Here is a 23,114-nt window from a genome sequence, read left to right as displayed (position 1 = left end):
ACCGTCGACTTCTGGATCATGGTCAGCCCATTCCGTCCGTTCTCAAATCCTGAGAGAAGAGTCTGAGGTCGTGATGTCGGAGAACTCCGTGGCGCGTGACGAGCACATCGCGGTCATCGGTATGGCCTGCCGTATGCCGGGCGCGTCGACCCCGGACGAGTTCTGGCAGTTGCTGCGCAATGGTGAGAGCGCCATCACGGAGATCCCGGAAGACCGTCACGCCGCACAACTCCGGGACGCCGGTATTCGCCGCGGCGGTTTCGTCCGGGCGGTGGACACCTTCGATCCGGAGTTCTTCGGAATATCCCCCCGCGAGGCCCTGGCGATGGACCCCCAGCAGCGGCTGGCCCTCGAACTGTGCTGGGAGGCGCTGGAGTCCGCCGGAGTCGTCCCCGCCCGGCTCCAGGGGAGCCGCACCGGTGTCTTCGTCGGAGCCGTCGCCGACGACTACGCGGCGCTGACCCACCGGCGGGAGCAGGCCGCCATCACCCAGCACACCCTGACCGGACTCAACCGCGGCCTCATCGCCAACCGCGTCTCCTACGCCCTCGGACTGCGCGGCCCCAGCGTCGCCGTGGACACCGGGCAGTCCTCCTCCCTGGCCGCCGTCCACCTCGCCTGCGAGAGCCTGCGGCGGGGTGAGACCGAGACCGCCCTCGCGGGTGGCGTCCAGCTCAACCTCGCCCCCGACAGCTTCCTCGCCGCGTCCCGGTTCGGCGCCCTCTCCCCGGACGGCAGCTGCTTCACCTTCGACGCCCGCGCCAACGGCTATGTACGCGGCGAGGGCGGCGGCCTGGTCCTGCTCAAGCGACTGTCCGACGCGGTCCGCGACGGGGACCCCGTCCGGTGTGTCATCCGCGGCTCCGAGGCCAACAACGACGGCGGCGGCGACAGCCTCACCACCCCCGCCGCCCAGGGTCAGGCCACCCTGCTGCGCACCGCCTACGAGCGCGCCGGAGTCCACCCCTCCCAGGTCCAGTACGTCGAACTCCACGGCACCGGTACCAAGGTCGGCGACCCGGTCGAGGCGCGGGCGCTGGGCGAGGTCCTGGGCACCGGCCGGCCCGCCGGGTCGCCCCTGCTGGTGGGATCCGTCAAGACCAATGTGGGTCACCTGGAGGGTGCGGCCGGAATCACCGGTCTCCTCAAGACGGTGCTCGCGCTGGTCCACGGTGAGCTGCCGCCGAGCCTCAACTACGAGTCCCGGAACCCCGCGATACCCCTCGACGAACTGAACCTGCGGGTCCAGACCGGCCTGGCGGAGTGGACCCCGGCCGAGGGCACCCCGCGCCGCGCGGGCGTCAGTTCGTTCGGCATGGGCGGCACCAATGTGCATGTGGTGCTGGAGGAGGGCCCGGTGGCGGGGCCCGCTGAACCGGCCGTGCGGCCGTCGGTGGTCACGGACGTGGTGCCGTGGGTGGTGTCGGGTCGTGGTGAGGGGGCGTTGCGGGCGCAGGCGGAGCGGTTGCGGGCGTATGTGGTGGCGCGGCCGGAGCTGTCGCCGGTGGATATCGGCTACTCACTGGCGCTGAGCCGTTCCGCGTTCAGCCATCGCGCCACGGTGGTCGGCTCCGACCGGGAGGAACTGCTGCGTGGGCTGGCGGACCTGGCCTCGGGTGTGGTGCCGGGGGCCGCGGCCGTGGACGGAGCGACCGCGTTTCTGTTCACGGGTCAGGGTGCGCAGCGGTTGGGGATGGGGCGTGAGTTGTATGGCGTTTTCCCGGTGTTCGCTGAGGCGTTTGATGAGGTGTGTGGGGAGCTGGATCGTCATCTGGATGGTTCGGTGCGGGAGGTGGTGTTCGGCCAGGATGCCGGGGTGCTGGATCGGACGGTGTTCACGCAGTCGGGGTTGTTCGCCTTCGAGGTGGCGTTGTTCCGGCTGGTGCAGTCCTGGGGTGTGGGTGCGGACTTCCTGGTCGGGCATTCGGTGGGGGAGCTGGTGGCGGCGTGTGTGGCGGGGGTGTTCTCGTTGGAGGATGCCTGTGTTCTGGTGGCGGCTCGGGGCCGGTTGATGCAGGCGTTGCCGGAGGGTGGCGCGATGGTGTCCCTCCAGGCTGCGGAGGCCGAGGTGCTGCCGCATCTGGAAGGTCTTGAGGGCCGGGTGAGTGTGGCCGCGGTCAACGGGCCCGCCGCGACGGTCATCTCCGGTGATGAGACCACCGTGTTGGAGATTGCGGAGGCGGTGGGTGTCAGGAGCAGGCGGCTGCGGGTGTCGCATGCGTTCCACTCGCCGCTGATGGAGCCGATGCTCGCCGAGTTCGCCACGGTCGCGCACAGCATCGGCTATGGGGCACCTGCGGTCCCGGTCGTGTCGAATGTGACCGGTGAGCCGGCGGGTGGGGAGTTGTGTTCGCCGGAGTACTGGGTGCGTCATGTCCGGCGGGCGGTGCGTTTCGCCGACGGTATCCGCACCCTGCAGGCCCAGGGCGTGAGCCGTTTTGTGGAGCTGGGTCCGGCCGGTGTGCTCTCCGGTATGGGTCAGGAATCCGTGGCCGGGACCGAGGCCGTGTTCGTTCCGTTGCTGCGCAAGGACCGTGGTGAGGTCGAGGCGCTGCACTCCGGGATCGGCCGGGTGCATGCTCATGGTGGTCCGGTCGACTGGGAGCGGGTGTTCGCCGGCCGTGGCGCCCGTCGCGTCGAGCTGCCCACCTACGCCTTCCAACGTCAGCGCTACTGGCTGGACGCGCCGCTGCCCGAGGCCGAGGCCGCACGCGCCGGTGAACCACTGTCGTGGCGGGAGGAGTTCGTGGCCCTCACGGACCCCGCGGAGCGCGAGCGGGTGGCGCTCGACCTGGTCCGTACCCACACCGCCCGGGTGTTGGGCCACCGAGGGCCCGGGGTTGTCGACACGGACAAGGTCTTCAAGGACCTGGGCTTCGACTCGCTCATGTCCGTCGAGCTGTGCGACCTCCTCGGTGCCGCCACCGGACTGCGGTTCCCGGGCAGCCTCCTCTTCGACCACCCCACCCCGCTCGCGCTGTCCCGCCACGTCCAGGACGTCGTGACCGGTTCCCCGGCAGCGGCCGTCACCGTCACCCGCCGTGCCGCCGCCGGTGCCGACGACCCGATCGCGATCGTGGCGATGAGCTGCCGGCTGCCCGGTGGTGTCCGTACCCCCGAGGAGTTGTGGCGCCTGGTCAGTGAGGGCCGGGACGCCATCGCGGGGTTCCCCACCAGCCGCGGCTGGGACCTGGAGGGCCTCTACGACCCGGATCCGGCGCGCCATGGCACCAGCTATGTCCGCGAGGGCGGATTCCTCTACGAAGCCGACCGCTTCGACCCGGCGTTCTTCGGCATCAGCCCGCGCGAGGCCCAGGCGATGGACCCGCAGCAGCGACTGCTGCTGGAGACCGCGTGGGAGGCGTTCGAGCGGGCCGGTATCGACCCGGCCTCGGTGAAGGGCAGCGGCTCCGGAGTGTTCGTCGGCGCCATGCCCCAGGACTACGGCCCGCGGATGGACGAGGCGTCGGAGGGGTTCGAGGGCTATCTGCTGACCGGCGGCACCACCAGCGTGGCGTCCGGCCGTATCGCGTACACCCTCGGTCTGGAGGGCCCGGCGGTCACCGTCGACACCGCATGCTCGTCGTCGCTGGTGGCCCTGCACATGGCCTGCCAGTCGCTGCGCCAGGGCGAGTGCTCGCTCGCACTGGCCGGAGGCGCCACGGTGATGTCCAGCCCCGGCATCTTCGTCGAGCTGAGCCGTCAGAAGGCGCTGTCGCCCGACGGCCGCTGCAAGGCGTTCTCGTCGGACGCGGACGGCACCGGCTGGGGCGAGGGCGTGGGCATGGTGCTGCTGGAACGGCTGTCGGACGCGCGGGCCAACGGCCACCAGGTGCTGGCGCTGGTACGCGGCTCCGCCACCAACCAGGACGGCGCGAGCAACGGTCTGACCGCGCCGAGCGGACCGTCCCAGCAGCGGGTGATCCGGCAGGCACTGGCCGACGCCGGACTCTCCGGCGACGAGGTGGACGCGGTCGAGGCGCATGGCACCGGCACCTCGCTCGGCGACCCGATCGAGGCCGGGGCGCTGTTGGCCACCTACGGTCAGGGCCGCCCGGCGGACCGTCCCCTGTGGCTGGGTTCGCTGAAGTCCAACGTCGGCCATCCGCAGGCGGCGGCGGGCGTGGCCGGTGTCATCAAGATGGTGATGGCCCTGCGGCACGGTGTGCTGCCCCGGACGCTGCATGTGCGCGAGCCCTCACCGCACGTCGACTGGTCGTCGGGGGCGGTGGAACTGCTGACCGAGGCCCGGGACTGGCCGTGTGCCGAGCGGCCGCGCCGGGCGGGTGTGTCGTCGTTCGGCATCAGTGGTACCAACGCACACGCCATCCTGGAGCAGGCACCGGCCGACACCGCGGCGCCGGGCGTCCCGGAGCTCGCCCCCGCCCCCGCCACCGTTCTGCCGTGGGTGCTGTCGGGCCGGACCGAACAGGCGTTGCGGGACCGTGCCGCCCAGCTGCGCGACCACCTCGCCGACCGCCCCGACCTCGACCTCGTGGAGCTGGGCGGTGCCCTCGCCCTGGCCCGGACGGCCTTCGACCACCGCGGTGTGGTGGTCGGCCGGGACCGGCGACAGCTGCTCGACGGGCTCGACGCGCTGGCGCAGGGCACCCCGGCGGCGAACGTGGTCGAGGGCACGGCGGGCGGCGGCGGCCGCAAGGCGGTGTTCGTCTTCCCCGGCCAGGGCTCCCAGTGGCTCGGCATGGCACTCGCCCTGTGGGACTCCTCGCCGGTCTTCGCCGAGCAACTGGAGGCGTGCGCCGACGCCCTGGGCCCCTTCCTGGACTGGTCGTTGCGCGAGGTGCTGCGCGGTGAGCCGGACGCGCCCTCGCTGTCCCGTATCGATGTGGTCCAGCCCGCGCTGTTCGCGGTGATGGTGTCCCTGGCCGCGCTGTGGCGCTCGTACGGGGTCGAACCGGCCGCCGTGGTGGGCCATTCGCAGGGCGAGATCGCCGCCGCGTACGTGGCGGGCGGGCTCTCGCTGGAGGACGCCGCCCGGGTCGTGGCCCGGCGCAGCCAGGCGTGGTACGAGCTGAGCGGCAAGGGCGGCATGCTGTCGGTGCTGGCCTCGGCCGGGACGGTGGCCGGGCGTCTGGAGCCCTGGAGCGAGCGGCTGGGCATCGCCGCCGTGAACAGCCCCGGCACGGTGACGGTCTCGGGCGACCCCGAGGCGCTGGACGCCTTCATGGCCGAGCTGGCGGCCGACGGTGTGAAGTCCCGCAGGGTTCCCGGTGTGGACACCGCGGGACACTCCCCGCAAGTCGACGCGTTGCGTGAGCGGCTGCTGCGCGACATGGCGGGTGTCGCGCCGATGCCGTCCCGGGTCGCGTACTACTCCACGGTGACCGGCGGGCCGCTGGACACCACCGAGCTGGACACCGGCTACTGGTACCGGAACATGCGCGAGCCCGTGAACTTCGAACGGGCCAGCCGGGCGCTGCTGGCCGACGGCCACACGGTGTTCGTCGAGTGCGGCCCGCACCCCATGCTCGCCATGTCGCTCCAGCAGACCATCGAGGACACCGGGGCGGATGCCGCCGTCATCGGCACCCTGCGCCGTGAGGAGGGCGACACCCAGCGCTTCGCCACCTCCTTCGCCGAGGCGTACGTCCAGGGCGTCGAACCCTTCTGGGACCGGGTGTTCACCCTTCCCACGGCCACCGGCGGACGGGGCGCACCCGGCGCGGACCTGCCGACGTATCCGTTCCAGCGGCAGCGCTACTGGCTGGACAAGCCGGTGGCGGCCAGCGATGTGGCCGCGGCCGGACTCGAGACGGCCGAACACCCCCTGCTGGGCGCCGCGGTGGCGCTGGCGGGCACGGACGGCCATCTGTTCACCGGCCGGATCTCCGCGCAGACCTATGCGTGGCCGGCCGACGGCACCGTCCCCGGCCTGGCCGTTCTGCCGGGCAGCGCCTTTGCCGAACTGGCACTGCGCGCGGGTGACCAGGTGGGATGCGACCGGGTCGAGCACCTGTCGCTGGACGCGCCCCTGGTGCTGCCCGAGAAGGGCGCGGTGGTCCTCCAGGTGCGTATCGGAGCCCCGGACGGCGAGGGGGCGCGGACACTCGGTGTCCACGCCCGCGCCGAGGACGCGGATCCCGACGAGCCGTGGATCCGGTGTGCCACAGCCGTCCTCGGGACCGGTGCCGCGGCCCCGGCCTTCGACCTCGCGGTGTGGCCCCCGGCCGACGCGGTCCCGGTCGAGGCGGCGGGCGGTGCCGTCGCGATGTGGCGGCTCGGCGAGGACCTCTGCGCCGAGGTCGGACTGACCGAGGACGAGCAGGCCGACGCCGGGCGTTACGGCCTCCACCCGGCACTGCTGGAGACGGCGGTCGCGGCGCTGGACATCCCCGGTGACGGCGGGGAGGCGCGGCTCACGTCCGCCTGGAGCGGACTGACCCTGTACGCCACCGGCGCCACGGCACTGCGGGTACGCATCACACCGGCCGGGCACGGCGGGTACGCGCTCACCGCGGCCGATCCGGACGGCCGACCCGTGGCCTCGGTCGACCGGCTGGTGCCGCGCACGGTGACCGCGGAGGAGCTGAGCGGTGGCGGCCACGCGTACCACCCCTCGCTGTTCCGGCTGGAGTGGCCCGCGGTGGGGACCCCGGACACCTCCACAGAGCCCCCGCTGAGCTGGGTCGTTTTCGGCGACGACACGCTGGGGATCGGCCCGGCCGTGGGCGCGGTGCCCTACGACGGCACCGCGGCGGCGCCCGATGTGGTGCTGGTGCCCTGCGGTCCGGGGGAGCGGGACGGCGAGGTGGCCGTGGCGGCCCGCACGGCCACCCACCGGGCGCTGGACCTGATCCAGAAGTGGACATCCGATGAGCGACCGGCCGCCGGCAGGCTGGTGTTCGTCACCCGGGGCGCCGTCGCCGCCGTACCCGGCGAAGAGGTCCCGGACGTGGCCCACGCCGCCGTATGGGGCCTGGTGCGTTCGGCGCAGTCGGAGAACCCCGGCCGGTTCGTCCTGGCCGACCTCGACGCACGCCCGGAGTCGGCGGCCGCGCTCGCGAACGCCGTGGCGTCGGGCGAACCGCAGTTCGCGCTGCGCGAAGGCCGGATGAGGGTGCCCCGGCTGGGCCGGGTGGCCGTAACCCCGGACGCACACACCGATGACAACCGGCGGCTGGACCCGGAGGGCACGGTACTCATCACCGGCGCCACCGGCACCCTCGGCGGACTGGTCGCCCGCCACCTGGTGACCGAGCACGGCATCCGGCATCTGCTGCTCCTCAGCCGACGGGGACCCGCCGCCAAGGGCATCTCCGAACTGCGAGCGGACATAGGCGAGTTGGGGGCAACGGCCACCGTTGTCGCCTGTGACGCGGCCGACCGTCAGGCGCTCGCCGACGTTCTCGCCGCGATCCCCGCCGACCACCCGCTCACCGCCGTGATCCATGCGGCAGGCGTACTCGACGACGGTGTCGTGGACGCCCTGACCCCCGAACGCGTCGACCGGGTGATGCGGCCCAAGACCGACGCCGCACAGCATCTGCACGAGCTCACCGCCGGGCTCGACCTGGCCGCGTTTGTGCTGTACTCCTCGGTCGTCGCCACCATCGGCAACGCGGGCCAGGCCAACTACGCCGCCGCCAACGCCTTCCTCGACGCACTTGCCCAGCACCGCAGGGCCCGCGGTCTGGCCGCCCAGTCCCTCGCCTGGGGCCTGTGGGAACAGCGCAGCGGTATGAGCGGCCACATGGCCGACACCGATGTGCAGCGCATGGCCCGCTCCGGTATCCGCCCGCTGCCCAGCGCGGAGGGCATGGAACTGTTCGACACCGCACGGGCGGTGGGTGACGCCACCCTGGTGCCCGTCCGGCTCGACCTGTCCCATCTGCGCCGCCGGGCCGCCAGCGGTACCCCGGAACAGCCCGCCGTCCCCGCCTGGTTGCGCGGTCTGGTCAGGACACCCGCACGCCGTGTCGTACGGGTCACGGGATCGGCCGGGGACACCGGCGAGGGCGAGGGCTCCTTCGGCAGGCACCTGGCCGGGCTGGCACCAGCCGAGCGCGAGCCGTTTCTGCTGGACCTGGTCCGCGAACACGCCGCGTCCGTCCTCGGGCTCGCGTCCTCCGACGACATCGAGGCGAACCGGGCCTTCCGGGAAGTCGGCTTCGACTCCCTCACCGCCGTCGAACTGCGCAACCGGCTCAACGCCGCCACCGGACTGCGACTGCCGACCACCCTCCTCTTCGACCACCCCACCCCCGCGGTCCTCGTCGGCCACCTTCGGCGCGAGGCCCTGGGCGAGGAGGAGCGCACCGAGGCCGTGGTGGCCACCGCCGTACGCCCCGCCGACGACGACCCCATCGCCATCGTGGCCATGAGCTGCCGGCTGCCGGGCGGTGTCCGCGGCCCGGAGGACCTGTGGGAACTGGTCGCCGACGGCCGGGACGTCATCTCGACGTTCCCGACCGACCGCGGCTGGAACGTCGAGGAGCTGTACGACCCCAACCCCGACACCCCCGGCAAGAGCTATGCGAAGGAAGGCGGCTTCCTCTACGACGCCTACCACTTCGACCCCGAGTTCTTCGGGATCTCCCCCCGCGAGGCCCTGGCCATGGACCCGCAGCAGCGGCTGCTGCTGGAGACCTCGTGGGAAGCACTGGAACGGGCGGGCATCGACCCCCACACCACCAGGGGCAGCTCGGCGGGCGTGTTCATCGGCAGCACCGGACAGGACTACGCCGCGCATCTGCGCGAGATCCCTGAGGACATGGAGGGCTACCTGCTGACCGGCAAGGCCGCCAGCGTGGTGTCCGGCCGGATCGCCTACTCCCTCGGCTGGGAGGGCCCGGCGCTCACCATCGACACCGCCTGCTCGTCGTCGCTGGTCGCCATCCACCAGGCGGCGCAGGCACTGCGCCAGGGCGAATGCGCGATGGCGCTGGCAGGCGGCACGACGATGATGTCCACGCCCAGCCTGTTCATCGAGTTCAGCCGCCAGCGTGGCCTGGCACCCGACGGACGCTCCAAGGCGTTCTCCTCCGACACCGACGGCACCAGCTGGGGCGAGGGCGTCAGCATGGTGCTGCTGGAGCGGCTGTCGGACGCACGGGCGAACGGGCATCCGGTGCTGGCCCTCGTACGGGGCTCCGCCGTCAACCAGGACGGGGCCAGCAACGGCCTCACCGCCCCCAACGGACCGTCCCAGCAGCGGGTCATCCGGCAAGCGCTCGCCAACGCCGGACTCACGGCCGCCGAGGTGGACGCCGTGGAAGCACACGGCACCGGCACCCGTCTCGGCGACCCGATCGAGGCCCAGGCCATCCTGGCGACCTACGGCCAGGGGCGGGACACGGACCGGCCGCTGTGGCTCGGCGCGCTCAAGTCCAACATCGGCCACACGCAGGGCGCGGCGGGCGGCGCCGGTGTCATCAAGATGGTCATGGCGCTGCGCAACGGTCTGCTGCCCAGGACCCTGCACATCAAGGCACCGACACCCCATGTGGACTGGACGGCGGGCGAGGTCGAGCTGCTGACGGAGGCCAGGGAGTGGCCGCGGTCGGAACGGGCGCGCCGCGCCGGTGTCTCGGCCTTCGGCATCAGTGGCACCAACGCCCATCTGATCCTGGAGGAGGCACCCGACGAGCCCACCGAACCGGCCGAGGGGCCGTCGGTGGTCACGGACGTGGTGCCGTGGGTGGTGTCGGGTCGTGGTGAGGGGGCGTTGCGGGCGCAGGCGGAGCGGTTGCGGGCGTATGTGGTGGCGCGGCCGGAGCTGTCGCCGGTGGATATCGGCTACTCACTGGCGCTGAGCCGTTCCGCGTTCTCCCACCGGGCCACGGTGGTCGGCTCCGACCGTGAGGCGCTACTCAGCGGCTTGGACCAGATCGCCTCCGGTGTCACTGCCGGCACGGCGACTGACGAGGAGGGTCGGACGGCTTTCCTGTTCACGGGTCAGGGTGCGCAGCGGTTGGGGATGGGGCGTGAGTTGTATGGCGTTTTCCCGGTGTTCGCTGAGGCGTTTGATGAGGTGTGTGGGGAGCTGGATCGTCATCTGGATGGTTCGGTGCGGGAGGTGGTGTTCGGCCAGGATGCCGGGGTGCTGGATCGGACGGTGTTCACGCAGTCGGGGTTGTTCGCCTTCGAGGTGGCGTTGTTCCGGCTGGTGCAGTCCTGGGGTGTGGGTGCGGACTTCCTGGTCGGGCATTCGGTGGGGGAGCTGGTGGCGGCGTGTGTGGCGGGGGTGTTCTCGTTGGAGGATGCCTGTGTTCTGGTGGCGGCTCGGGGCCGGTTGATGCAGGCGTTGCCGGAGGGTGGCGCGATGGTGTCCCTCCAGGCCGCGGAGGCCGAGGTGCTGCCGCATCTGGAAGGTCTTGAGGGCCGGGTGAGTGTGGCCGCGGTCAACGGGCCCGCCGCGACGGTCATCTCCGGTGATGAGACCACCGTGTTGGAGATTGCGGAGGCGGTGGGTGTCAGGAGCAGGCGGCTGCGGGTGTCGCATGCGTTCCACTCGCCGCTGATGGAGCCGATGCTCGCCGAGTTCGCCACGGTCGCGCACAGCATCGGCTATGGGGCACCTGCGGTCCCGGTCGTGTCGAATGTGACCGGTGAGCCGGCGGGTGGGGAGTTGTGTTCGCCGGAGTACTGGGTGCGTCATGTCCGGCGGGCGGTGCGTTTCGCCGACGGTATCCGCACCCTGCAGGCCCAGGGCGTGAGCCGTTTTGTGGAGCTGGGTCCGGCCGGTGTGCTCTCCGGTATGGGTCAGGAATCCGTGGCCGGGACCGAGGCCGTGTTCGTTCCGTTGCTGCGCAAGGACCGTGGTGAGGTCGAGGCGCTGCACTCCGGGATCGGCCGGGTGCATGCTCATGGTGGTCCGGTCGACTGGGAGCGGGTGTTCGCCGGCCGTGGCGCCCGTCGCGTCGAGCTGCCCACCTACGCCTTCCAACGTCAGCGCTACTGGTTCGAAGCCCCTTCCACGCCTCTGTCCCGGACCGGTTCCCCGGCGGACACGGCCTCGGTGGAGGCGCGCTTCTGGGACGCGGTTGAACGCGAGGACCTGGACACCCTGACGGCCACCCTGGAGATCGACGAGCAGACACAGCTCGGTGATCTGCTGCCCGCCCTCTCCTCCTGGCGCCGCGGCCAGAGTGACCGGGCCACCATCGACTCCTGGCGCTACCGCATCACCTGGTCCCCGGTGGCCGACGAGCCGCGAACAGCCCTCTCCGGCACCTGGTTCGTGGCCGTTCCCGCGGGCCGGCGCGACACCACCCGGGTGGCCGCCGTACTGCGGGCCCTCGGTGAGCGCGGTGCCCAGGCCGTACCTCTGCCGCTGCCCGGGGCCGCCACGCGCGCCACGGTCGCCCAGCGGCTGCGCACGGCGCTGGTGAGCCACGGCGCCCCGGCCGGTGTGCTGTCGCTGCTGGCCCTCGATGACAGCCCGCACCCCGAACACCCCGCCCTCTCCGCCGGACTGGCCCTCAACCTCGGGCTGGTCCAGGCGCTGGGCGACACCGGGATCGACGCCCCGCTGTGGCTCGCCACGGTCGGTGCGGTGTCGGTGGGCGGCGCCGACCCCGTTGCCAGTCCGGAACAGGCGGCCACCTGGGGCATGGGACGGGTCGCCGCCCTGGAACATCCCGGGCGCTGGGGCGGGCTGGTCGATCTCCACGCGCGTGCCGGTCTCCACGCGGATGCCGACCTCCACGCGGAGGTCGACGACCGGACCGCGGACCTGCTGTGCGCCGTCCTGGCGGGCATCGCCGGAGAGCGCGGCACCGAAGACCAGTTGGCGATACGTGACGCGGGGGTGTTCGCCCGGCGGCTCGTCCGGGCGCCGCTGCGCACACCGGGCGGCGAGAGCTGGAAGCCGCACGGCACGGTGCTGATCACCGGCGGCACCGGAGGGCTCGGCGCCCAGGTGGCCCGGCGGCTGGCCCGTACCGGCGCCGAACACCTGGTGCTCACCAGCCGCCGTGGTCTCGACGCGCCCGGCGCCGCCGAACTGCGCGACGAGCTCATCACGTTGGGCGAGGGCGCCGTACGGGTCACGGTGGCCGCGTGCGACGTACGCGACCGGGACCAGGTCGCCGCGCTGCTCCGCGGTGTCACGGCCGGGGGCGATCCGGTCAGCGCGGTCTTCCACGCCGCCGGTGTGGTGGCGTTCTCCCAGCTCGCCGACAGCACCGTGGCGGACTTCGCGGAGATGGCGGACGGCAAGGTGCTGGGCGCACGCCACCTGGACGAGCTGCTCGAGCCGGACCACCTCGAGGAGTTCGTGCTGTTCTCCTCGATCGCCGCCTCCTGGGGGAGCGGCGGACAGAGCGCCTACGCCGCCGCCAACGCCTTCCTGGACGCCCTCGCCGAACACCGCGCGGCGCGCGGTCTGCCCGCCACCTCCATCGCCTGGGGGCCGTGGGCCGACCGGGGCATGATCGAGCAGGGTGAGGTGGCGGAGCATCTGAGCCGACGCGGTCTGCCCGCCATGTCACCGGAGTTGACGGTCACGGCGCTCGGTGAGGCACTGCACACCGGGGAGACCTCGCTCGTCCTCGCCGATGTGTGCTGGGACCGGTTCGTCCCCGGATTCACCGCGGCGCGCCAACGCCCGCTGATCGGTGAACTGCCGGAGGTGCGCGCGGCCCTCGCCGCCACCGACGGGACCGACGGCGCGGCACCGGACGACCACGGGCACGGCTTCGTCGGCAGCCTGGCGGGCCTGTCGGACGACGAGGTGGACCGGGCCCTGCGGGACCTGGTGCACACCCAGGCGGCGGCCGTGCTCGGCCACTCCTCGTCCGACGCGGTCGCCACCGGACGTGCGTTCAAGGAGCTGGGCTTCGACTCGCTCACCGCCGTCGAGCTGCGCAACCGGCTGAGCGCCGTCACCGGGCTCGACCTTCCCGCGGCCCTCGTCTTCGACTATCCGGCGCCCGCGCCACTCGCCGCCCATCTACGGGCCGAACTGTCGCTGAACCGGACGGTGGACGCCGACAGCGTCCTCGACCACCTGGACACCTGGGAGTCAGCGCTGCCGGAGCTGCTGGCCGACGACGCGGTGCGCGAGCGGGTGACCGCCCGGCTCCACACCCTCATGACGAAGCTGGGCGGGCCGCCCGCGGAGTTCACCGCGGAGCCATCCGCCCACACCGATCTTCTGTCCGCGACCGCCGACGAGGTCTTCGACTTCATCGACAACGAATTCGGGGCCTCCTGATGGCGAACGAAAACGAAGAGAAACTCCTCAGCTACCTGAAGCGGGTCTCCTCCGACCTCAAGCAGGCCCGTCACCGTCTCGACGAGATCGAGCACGCGGAGCGGGAACCGATCGCCGTCGTCTCGATGGGCTGCCGCTTCCCCGGCGGTGTCCGCTCCCCGGAGGACCTGTGGCGGCTGGTGGCCGACGGACGGGACGCCATCGCGGAGTTCCCCGCCAACCGGGGCTGGGATGTCGAGGGGCTGTACGATCCGGATCCCGGCCGTTCCGGCACCTGCAACACCCGCGAAGGCGGATTCGTCTACGACGCCGACCGGTTCGACCCCGCGTTCTTCGGGATCTCCCCGCGCGAGGCCCTGGCCATGGACCCGCAGCAGCGGCTGCTGCTCGAAGTGTCCTGGGAGGCCATCGAGCGCGCGGGCATCGACCCGCTGTCGCTGAAGGGGGCCGAGGCCGGGGTCTACGTCGGCCTCGCCTCGTTCCACTACGGCGGAGACCCGCAGTACGCGCCGCGGAGTGTCGAGGGACATCTGCTCATCGGCAATGTCACCAGTGTCGCGTCCGGCCGGATCGCCTACACCCTCGGCCTCGAGGGGCCAGCGATCACCCTGGACACCGCGTGCTCGTCCTCCCTGGTGACACTGCATCTCGCGGCCCAGGCGCTGCGCCGTGGCGAATGCTCGCTGGCGCTCGCGGGCGGTGCGGCGGTCATGTCCACCCCGGGTGTTTTCGTCGAGTTCAGCCATCAGCGCGGACTGGCCGCCGACGGCCGCTGCAAGTCCTTCGCCGCGGGCGCCGACGGCACCGGCTGGGGCGAGGGCGCGGGCATGGTGCTGCTGGAACGGCTGTCGGACGCGCGAGCCAACGGCCACCCGGTGCTCGCGGTGCTGCGGTCCAGCGCCATCAACCAGGACGGTGCGAGCAACGGCCTCGCCGCGCCCAACGGCCCCGCACAGCGCCGGGTCATCGAAGCGGCGCTGTCCGGCGCCGGACTGTCGGTGGACGACATCGACGCCGTCGAGGCCCATGGCACCGGAACGGCACTGGGCGACCCCATCGAGGCGGGCGCCCTGCTCGCCACCTACGGAAAGGGCCGCTCGTCCGGCCATCCGCTGTGGCTGGGCTCATTGAAGTCCAACATCGGCCACACCCAGGCGGCGGCCGGAGTCGGCGGGGTCATCAAGACGGTGATGGCGCTGCGCCACGGAGTGCTGCCCAAGACCTTGCACGCCGACGTGGCGTCGCCCGCCGTGAACTGGTCCTCGGGCGCGGTCGAGCTGCTCACCGAGGCCCGGCCGTGGCCGGACCGGGGCCGTCCGCGCCGCGCCGGGGTGTCCGCGTTCGGGGTGAGCGGCACCAACGCGCATGTGATCCTCGAACAGGCCCCGGCCGACGAGGAGAACGAGCCGGAGCACACCGACCCGGAACCCGGTGGGACCGCCCTCGGCGGTGCCGCGGTGCCCTGGGTGCTCTCGGGCCGCGGCGAGGCCGCCCTGCGGGCGCAGGCCGAACAACTGCTGTCCCAGGTGGTCCAGTGCCCGGAGCTGCCCCCGGCCGCTGTCGGCCACTCACTGGTGGCGGGCCGGTCGGCCTTCGAGTACCGCGCCACCGTGGTGGGCGGCGACCGTGACACCCTGCTCGGCGGGTTGGAGGCGCTGGCCTCCGGTACCGCGGCCCCGCAGGCCGTACGGGGCGAGGGCGCGACGGTTGCCGAGGCGCGTCCGGTGTTCGTGTTCCCCGGGCAGGGCTCGCAGTGGGCCGGGATGGCGGTCGAACTCCTCGACAGCTCTCCGGTGTTCGCGCGCCGGTTCGCGGAGTGCGAGATCGTCCTGTCGGTGTTCGTGGACTGGTCGCTGACCAAGGTGCTGCGGGGCGACGGCCCGGGGCTGGACCGGGTGGATGTGGTCCAGCCCGCTCTGTGGGCGGTGATGGTGTCGCTGGCCGAGGTGTGGCGGACGCACGGAGTGACACCCGCCGCCGTCACGGGCCATTCACAGGGTGAGATCGCGGCGGCCGTGGTGTCCGGTGCGCTGACGTTGCAGGACGGGGCCCGGGTGGTGGCGCTGCGGTCGCAGGCCATCGCCCGCGGACTCGCGGGCCACGGCGGCATGATGTCCGTCGCGCTGCCGGTGGAGGCACTGCGCGAGCGCATCGAGGCGTGGGACGGGCGGATCTCGCTGGCCGCGGTCAACGGCCCCGGTGCGATGGTCGTGTCCGGCGAGCCGCAGGCGCTGCGCGAATTCCAGGCCGAGTGCGAGTCCGAGGACATCCGCGCCAAGCTGATCCCGGTGGACTACGCCTCGCACTCCGCACAGGTGGAATCGATCCACGACGAACTGCTCGGCCTCCTCGCCCCCATCCGGCCGCGCACCTCACGCGTCACCTTCCACTCCACCGTCACCGGTGAGGCGATGGACACCGCGGGGCTCGACGCCGCGTACTGGGCGCGCAACCTGCGCGAGACCGTACGGCTCGAAGCGGCCACCCGTGGACTGCTCACCAGTGGCCACCGGCTGTTCGTCGAGGTCAGCCCGCATCCCGTACTGGCCGCCGCCATCGAGTCCACCATCGAGGACGCCAAGGGCGCGGCGGCCGTCATCGGCACCCTGCGTCGCGAGGAGGGCGGTCCGCGGCGGATGCTGCTCTCGCTCGCCCAGGCGTACGCCCACGGCGCGGAGGTGGACTGGCGGGGGCTGTTCGCCAACCGCGGCACGGCCCGGGTGGACCTGCCCACCTACCCGTTCCAGCGCGACCGCTACTGGGTCGAGCCCCAGAGGGCGCACACCGCCGCCACGGCGGCGGGCCCGTCCGACGCCGACTTCTGGGCCGCCGTCGACAACACCGACCTGGAGACCCTGACGGCTGAGCTGGGCGCCGAGGCGGACACCCCGCTCAGCGCCGTGGTCCCCCTGCTGTCCTCCTGGCGGTCCCGGCGGAACGACCAGGCCGAGCAGGACGCCTGGCGCTATCGCATCGGATGGCAGCCCCTCGGCGCCCCCCGGAACCCGGCCGTGTCCGGGGCATGGCTGGTGGCGGCCCCCGCAGACGGCGCCACGGCTCCGGTCGTCGAGGCCGTCACGGCCCATCTCGCCGAATGCGGCGCCACGGTCGTCCTCGTCGGCGTCGGCGCCGAGGACACCGACCGCGCCCGGTTCGCCACCCGGCTCACCGACGTCCTCGGCCGGGCCCAGGACCTCGGTGGCGTACTGTCGCTGCTCGCCCTCGACGAGACCCCGCACCCCGCGTGGCCGGACGTCCCCACCGGCTGCGCCACCACCCTCGCCCTCGTCCAGGCCCTGGGGGACACCGGAGTCGACGCGCCCCTGTGGTGTGTCACCAGCGGCGCGGTCTCCACCGGTGGCGCCGACCGCCCGGCCGCCCCACGCCAGGCCCTGATCTGGGGGCTCGGCGGTGCGGTGGCCCTGGAACACCCGCAGCGCTGGGGCGGTCTGGTCGATCTGCCCGGAACGCTCGACACCTCCGCGCTCATGGCCCTCGGCGGCGCCCTCACCCGCCAAGACGGTGAGAATCAGCTGGCGATCCGCCCATCCGGCACCCTCGCCCGGCGGTTGCGGCGAGCCGGTGCCACCCCGCCCGGCGCGGGCTGGCGGCCCCGTGGCACCGTCCTCATCACCGGTGGCACCGGCGGTGTCGGCGCCCAGCTCGCCCGCACCCTCGTCCGCGACGGCGCCGAACACGTGGTGCTGGCCGGCCGCCGCGGCCCCGACGCCCCGGGCGCATCCGAGCTGGCGGCCGAACTCACCGCCCTCGGCGCCCGCGTGACCGTCGCCGCCTGCGATGTCGCCGACCGCCACGCCCTGGCCACCCTGCTGGACACCCTCACCGGCGACGAGGTGGGCCGCCCGCTGACCGCCGTGGTACACGCCGCGGGCACGCTGGACGACGCCACCGTGGACGCGCTCACCCCGGCCCAGCTCCAAGGGGTGCTGCGCCCCAAGGTGGCGGGCGCCCACCATCTGCACGAACTCACCCGGGATCTGGACCTCGACGCGTTTGTCCTGCTCTCCTCGATCGCGGGCACCGTGGGCGCCGCGGGCCAGGGCAACTACGCGGCGGCCAACGCCTGTCTCGACGCACTCGCCCAGTCGCGCCGCGCCGACGGTCTGCCCGCCACCTCCGTGGCCTGGAGCGCATGGGCCGGAGGCGGCATGATCGACGGCGAGGTGGCGGACCAGCTCCGGCGCCGCGGGGTGACCCCGATGGACGGCGAACGGACCGCCGGGATCCTGAGCCGGACGGTCGCCCGGGGCGATGCCTTCCTCGTGGTGGCCGACATCGACTGGGAGCGGTTCGCCCCGGCCCTGTCCGCCACCCGGCGGCTGCCGCTGCTGGCCGACATCCCCGAGGCCGGTGGCGCCACCGGAGCGGAGACTGAGGGGGCCGCCCAGGAGGAGAACGGTGGCGGCGCCGCGCTGCGCAGGCGGCTCGCCGAACTGAGCCCGGCCGACCGCGACACCGCGCTGGCGGAACTGGTGGCCGAACAGGCCGCCGCCGCGCTCGGCTACACCGACGCCGCGGCGGTCGAGCCCGGACGGCCCTTCAAGGAACTGGGTTTCGACTCACTCACCGCCGTCGAGCTGCGCAACCGGCTCAACGCCGCCACCGGGCTCCGGCTGCCGGTCACCCTCGTCTTCGACTACCCGACCGCCGACGACCTCGCCGGACTGCTGCGCGATGAACTCCTGCCATCACACGGGGTCACCGGGAGCACCGAGGGCACCGGGGTCACCGGGGTCACCGGGGTCACCGGGGTCACCGGCGAGGACACCGCCCTCGCCGTGCTCGACCGTGTCCAGTCCACGCTCGCCGCACTGGAGATGGACGACATCGAAGCGGCCACCGACGACGAGATGTTCGACCTGCTCGACGAGGTGTTCGAGCTGCTGGAGCGGGACCTCACGGCCTCATGACCCGCCGCCCGACCCCCACGGCCGCCACCGGCATTCCGGCCCTCTTGAGGAGCTGACGACAGATGGACAACGAGAAGAAACTGCGCGACTACCTCAAGCGGGCCACCGGTCACCTCCGCGCCGCCCACCGGCGCATCCAGGACCTGCAAACGCCCGAACCCATCGCCATCGTGGCCATGAACTGCCGTTACGCGGGCGACATCCGATCCCCCGAGGACCTGTGGGACGCCGTCGCCGAAGGCCGCGACGGCATCGGCGACTTCCCCGCCGACCGCGGCTGGGACCTCGCCAACCTCTTCGACCCCGACCCCGACAGCGAGGGTCGCACCTACGCCCGCCAGGGCGGATTCCTCTACGACGCCGACCGGTTCGACCCCGCCTTCTTCGGGATATCACCGCGTGAGGCCCTGACCATGGACCCGCAGCAGCGGCTGCTGCTCGAGGTCGTCTGGGAGACCTTCGAACGGGCCGGGATCGACCCCGGCACCCTGCGCGGCACCGACACCGGCATCTTCATGGGTGCCACCGACTTCGACTACGCCCGCGGCCTGACCCGGCTCCCCGAAGGGCTCGAGGGCCACATGTCCATGGGCGCCTCCGGCGCCATCCTCTCCGGCCGGGTCGCCTACACCCTGGGCCTCGAGGGCCCCGCCGTCACGGTCGACACCATGTGCTCGTCCTCGCTGGTGGCCCTGCACATGGCCTGCCAGGCGCTGCGCCAGGGCGACTGCGCGATGGCGCTCACCGGTGGCACCACCGTGATGTCCACCCCGGGCGGCTTCATCGAGTTCAGCCGCCAGCGTGCGCTTTCCGCCTCCTCCCGCTGCCAGGCGTTCTCCTCCACGGCCGACGGCACCGCCTGGGGTGAGGGCGTCGGTGTGCTGCTGCTGGAACGGCTGTCCGACGCGCGTCGCAACGGCCATGAGGTGCTGGCGGTCGTCCGCGGCTCCGCCGTCAACCAGGACGGTGCCAGCAATGGCCTCACCGCCCCCAACGGCCGTGCACAGCAGCGGGTGATCCGCCGGGCACTGGCCAACGCCGCCCTCTCCGGGGGCGAGGTCGACGTCGTGGAGGCACACGGTACGGGGACCTCGCTCGGCGACCCGATCGAGGCCACCGCGCTGCTCGCCACCTACGGCCGGAACCGGCCCTCGGACCAGCCGCTGTGGCTGGGCTCGCTGAAGTCCAACATCGGCCACACCGCGGCCGCCGCGGGTGTCGGCGGTGTCATCAAGATGGTGCAGGCCATCCGCCACGGCATGCTGCCCAGGACGCTGCACATCGAGGAGCCGTCGCCCAACGTCGACTGGTCGTCCGGCGCCGTGGAATTGCTCACGGAGGCACGCCCGTGGCCGGAGACCGGCCGCGTCCGCCGCGCCGGGGTGTCCGCCTTCGGCGCCAGTGGCACCAACGCCCACGCCATCATCGAACAGGCCGCAGAGGGACAGCCGTTGACGGACGGCTCCGCCGTCAGCCCGGTGGGGGACGTGGCGGTGGCGTGGATGGTGTCGGCGAAGAGCGAGGCCGCCCTGCGGGCGCAGGCGGAGCGGCTGCTGTCGCATGTGGAGGCGCGGCCCGAACTGTCGCCCATCGATGTGGGGTACTCCCTGGCCACCAGCCGCGCCACCTTCGACCACCGCGCGGTGGTGGTCGGGCAGACCCCAAAGGACTTCCGCGCCGGTCTCACCGCGCTCACCCGCGCCGAGCCGGGGGGCTTGGTGGCCCAGGGTATCGCGGGGCCCGTCGGCAAGCCCGTGTTCGTCTTCCCGGGGCAGGGGTCGCAGTGGGCTGGGATGGCGGTTGAACTCCTCGACTGCTCCGTGGTGTTCGCTGAGCGGTTGGGTGAGTGCGAGTCGGCGTTGTCGGCGTTTGTGGACTGGTCGCTGGCGGGTGTGTTGCGGGGTGAGGGTCCGGGGTTGGAGCGGGTGGATGTGGTGCAGCCCGCGTTGTGGGCGGTGATGGTGTCGTTGGCCGGGGTGTGGCGGGCGTGTGGGGTGGAGCCGGCGGCGGTGGTGGGGCATTCGCAGGGTGAGATCGCGGCGGCTGTGGTGGCGGGCGCGTTGTCGTTGGAGGACGGGGCGCGGGTGGTGGCGCTGCGGTCGCAGGCCATCGCCCGTGGACTCGCGGGCCGCGGTGGCATGATGTCCGTCGCCGAGACGGCCGACCGGGTCCGTGAGCGGATCGCGGCGTGGGACGGGCGGATCTCCGTCGCGGCGGTCAACGGCCCCGGTTCGGTGGTGGTGTCCGGCGAGCCGGAGGCGCTGCGTGAACTCCAGGCCGAGTGCGAGGCCGAGGACGTACGCGCGAAGCTGGTCCCGGTGGACTACGCCTCGCACTCCGCACAGGTCGAGGAGCTCCGCGAGGAACTGCTCGGCCTTCTCGCCCCCATCCGTCCGCGCACGTCACGCATCACCTTCCACTCCACCGTCACGGGTGCGCCGGTCGACACCGCCGGGCTGGACGCGGGGTACTGGTTCACCAATCTGCGGGAGACGGTGGAGCTGGAGTCGGCGGTGCGGGGGTTGTCGGCCGCTGGGTTCGGGACGTTCCTGGAGATGAGTCCGCATCCGGTGTTGACGCTGCCGGTTCAGGCCGCGGTCGAGGATGCGGTCGTGGTGGGTTCGTTGCGGCGTGATGAGGGTGGTCCGGCGCGTTTGCTGGCCTCGCTGGGTGAGGCGTTCGTGCGTGGTGTGGCGGTGGACTGGGGTGCGGTGCTGTCGGGGGTGGGCGCGTCGGTGGTGGAGCTGCCGACGTACGCCTTCCAGCGGCAGCGGTACTGGCTGGAGGGTTCGGCCCAGCCGTCGGCGGCCGAAGTCGACCCGGCGGACGCGGAGTTCTGGGATGCGGTGGAACGGCAGGACCTCGAAGCCCTCGTCACCGAACTGGACGTCGACCCCACCGCCGAACGGTCCCTCGGGGCGGTGCTGCCCGCACTCTCCTCGTGGCGCCGGGCCCGCCGTGAGCGTTCCGTTCTCGACTCGTGGCGCTACCAGCTCACCTGGAACCGCGTACCGGACCCGTCCTCGGCCACCCTCGGCGGCACCTGGCTGCTGGCGGTCCCCGCGGCCCGCCACCGCGACACCGGCCCGGCCGACACCGGCCTGACCGACATCGATCTGATGCACACCGATCTCATCGACGCCGTACGCACCGGGCTGAGCGATCACGGCGCCACCGTCCTCACCGTCGAGCTGGACGAGGCCGACCGCGCCGCGACCGCCGCCCGGCTCACCGAGGCCACGGCCGGTGCCGCCCCGTCCGGAGTGCTCTCGCTGCTCGGCGTCGCCGACACCCCGCACCCCGTACGCCCGGGGGTGCCCACCGGCCTCGCGCTCACCCTCGCCCTCGTCCAGGCCCTCGGCGACACCGGTATCGAGGCCCCGCTGTGGCTCGCCACCCGGGGCGCGGTGTCCACCGGCGGCACCGACACCCTGGACAGCCCGGCCCAGTCGGCCGTCTGGGGACTCGGCCGGGTCGCCGCCCTCGAACACCCCCAGCGCTGGGGCGGCATGATCGACCTGCCCGGCACGGTCGACGGCCGGGTGACCACCCGGCTGTGCGGAGCGCTCGCGGGCGGCCTCGGCGACGAGGACCAGCTCGCGCTGCGACCCTCCGGAGTGTTCACCCGCCGTCTGGTGCGCGCCGCCCCGGACCGGTCCCGGTCCGGCCCCGCCTGGACCCCCAAGGGCACCGTGCTGCTCACCGGCGGCACCGGTGGTGTCGGCGCCCAGATCGCCCGCTGGCTGGCCCGTAACGGCGCCGAGCACCTGGTGCTCACCAGCCGCCGAGGCCCCGAGGCCCCCGGCGCGGACAAGCTCACGGCCGAACTCACCGAGCTGGGCGCCAAGGTGACCGTGGCCGCGTGCGACGTGGCCGACCACCGGGCGCTGGAAGCCCTCGTACGGCGCGTCGAGGCCCAGGGCCCGCCGATCCGCACCGTGATGCACATCGCCGGGGCGGGTGTCCTCGTCCCGCTCGCCGACACCGACCTGGAGGAGTTCGCGGACACCGCGGAGGCCAAGGTCGCGGGCGCCGCCAACCTCGACGCCCTCTTCGACCGGGACACCCTCGACGCGTTTGTGCTCTTCTCCTCCATCTCGGCCGTCTGGGGCAGTGGCGAACACGGCGCCTACGCCGCGGCCAACGCCTACCTCGACGGGCTCGCCGAACACCGGCGCGCCCGCGGTCTGACCGCCACCTCGGTGGTGTGGGGCATCTGGAGCCCGGAGGAGGGCGGTATGGCCGCCAACCTCGCCGAGGAGCAACTGCGCGGCCGGGGTATCCCGTTCATGTCCCCGAAGCTGGCCATCGACGGCTTCCAGCGGGTGCTCGACCGCGACGAGACCGTGGTCGTCGTCGCCGACGTCGACTGGGAGCGGTTCGTCCCCGTGTTCACCTCCGCACGGCCCAGCCCGCTGTTCGGCCAGGTGCCCGAAGTGGCGCGGATCCTCGCCGCCGACACGGACCCGGCGCCGGCCGGGGCCGGGGAGTCCGCCTCGCTGCGCGACCGGCTGGCCACGATGCCCGCGGCCGACCGGCGGACGGCCGTGCTCTCCCTGGTACGCGCCCAGATCGCCACCGTGCTGGGCTATCCGGGCCCCGAGGCCGTCGAGGTCTCCCGTGCCTTCCGGGAGCTTGGGTTCGACTCCCTCAGCGCCGTCGATCTGCGCAACCGCCTGGGCACCGCCACCGGACTGCGTTTCCCCGTCACCGTCGTCTTCGACTATCCGAGCGCGGCGGAACTCGCCGGACACATCGGCGCCGAACTCTTCCCCGGCGACACGGCGGACACCGCGCTGGATCCCGAAGAGGCGGAGGTCAGGAAGGCGCTGACGGCCATTCCGGTGCACCGCCTCCGGGCGTCTGGGCTGCTGGACGAACTGCTGCGGCTCGCCGACGCCCGCGAGCCCGCCACCGGACCGGCGGACGAGGAAGCCACGGAGTCCATCGACGACCTGGACGTGGATGACCTCGTCCGCATGGCCTACGACAAGAACGACCTCTGA

General features: G+C 72.8%; 3 protein-coding genes. All 3 read left to right on the top strand.

Translation table 11 applies throughout. The features are described from left to right. The first annotated feature begins 73 nt into the window (after positions 1-73). A complete protein-coding gene (locus tag HUT19_RS42780; protein ID WP_176179121.1) occupies positions 74-13,177 on the top strand; it encodes a type I polyketide synthase in 13,104 nt (4,367 codons plus the stop codon). Further along, entirely contained in the window at positions 13,177-18,108 is a 4,932-nt protein-coding gene (locus HUT19_RS04135; RefSeq protein WP_176179120.1) for a type I polyketide synthase, read from the top strand. Before HUT19_RS42780 ends, HUT19_RS04135 begins: the two co-directional genes overlap by 1 nt. Before the next feature lie 62 nt (positions 18,109-18,170). Continuing rightward, on the top strand, positions 18,171-23,114 hold the full coding sequence (locus tag HUT19_RS04130; protein ID WP_176179119.1) for a type I polyketide synthase: 4,944 nt from the start codon (positions 18,171-18,173) through the stop codon (positions 23,112-23,114).

The organism is Streptomyces sp. NA02950 (genome assembly GCF_013364155.1).
Classification (GTDB): Bacteria; Actinomycetota; Actinomycetes; order Streptomycetales; family Streptomycetaceae; genus Streptomyces.
Note: the sequence above shows the minus strand (reverse complement) of the source record. Positions and strands in the feature narration are given on the sequence as shown.

Coding starts and splice junctions, on each gene's coding strand:
- HUT19_RS04130 (WP_176179119.1), top strand. CDS start 18,171: ATGGACAACGAGAAGAAACTGCGCGACTACCTCAAGCGGGCCACCGGT.
- HUT19_RS42780 (WP_176179121.1), top strand. CDS start 74: ATGTCGGAGAACTCCGTGGCGCGTGACGAGCACATCGCGGTCATCGGT.
- HUT19_RS04135 (WP_176179120.1), top strand. CDS start 13,177: ATGGCGAACGAAAACGAAGAGAAACTCCTCAGCTACCTGAAGCGGGTC.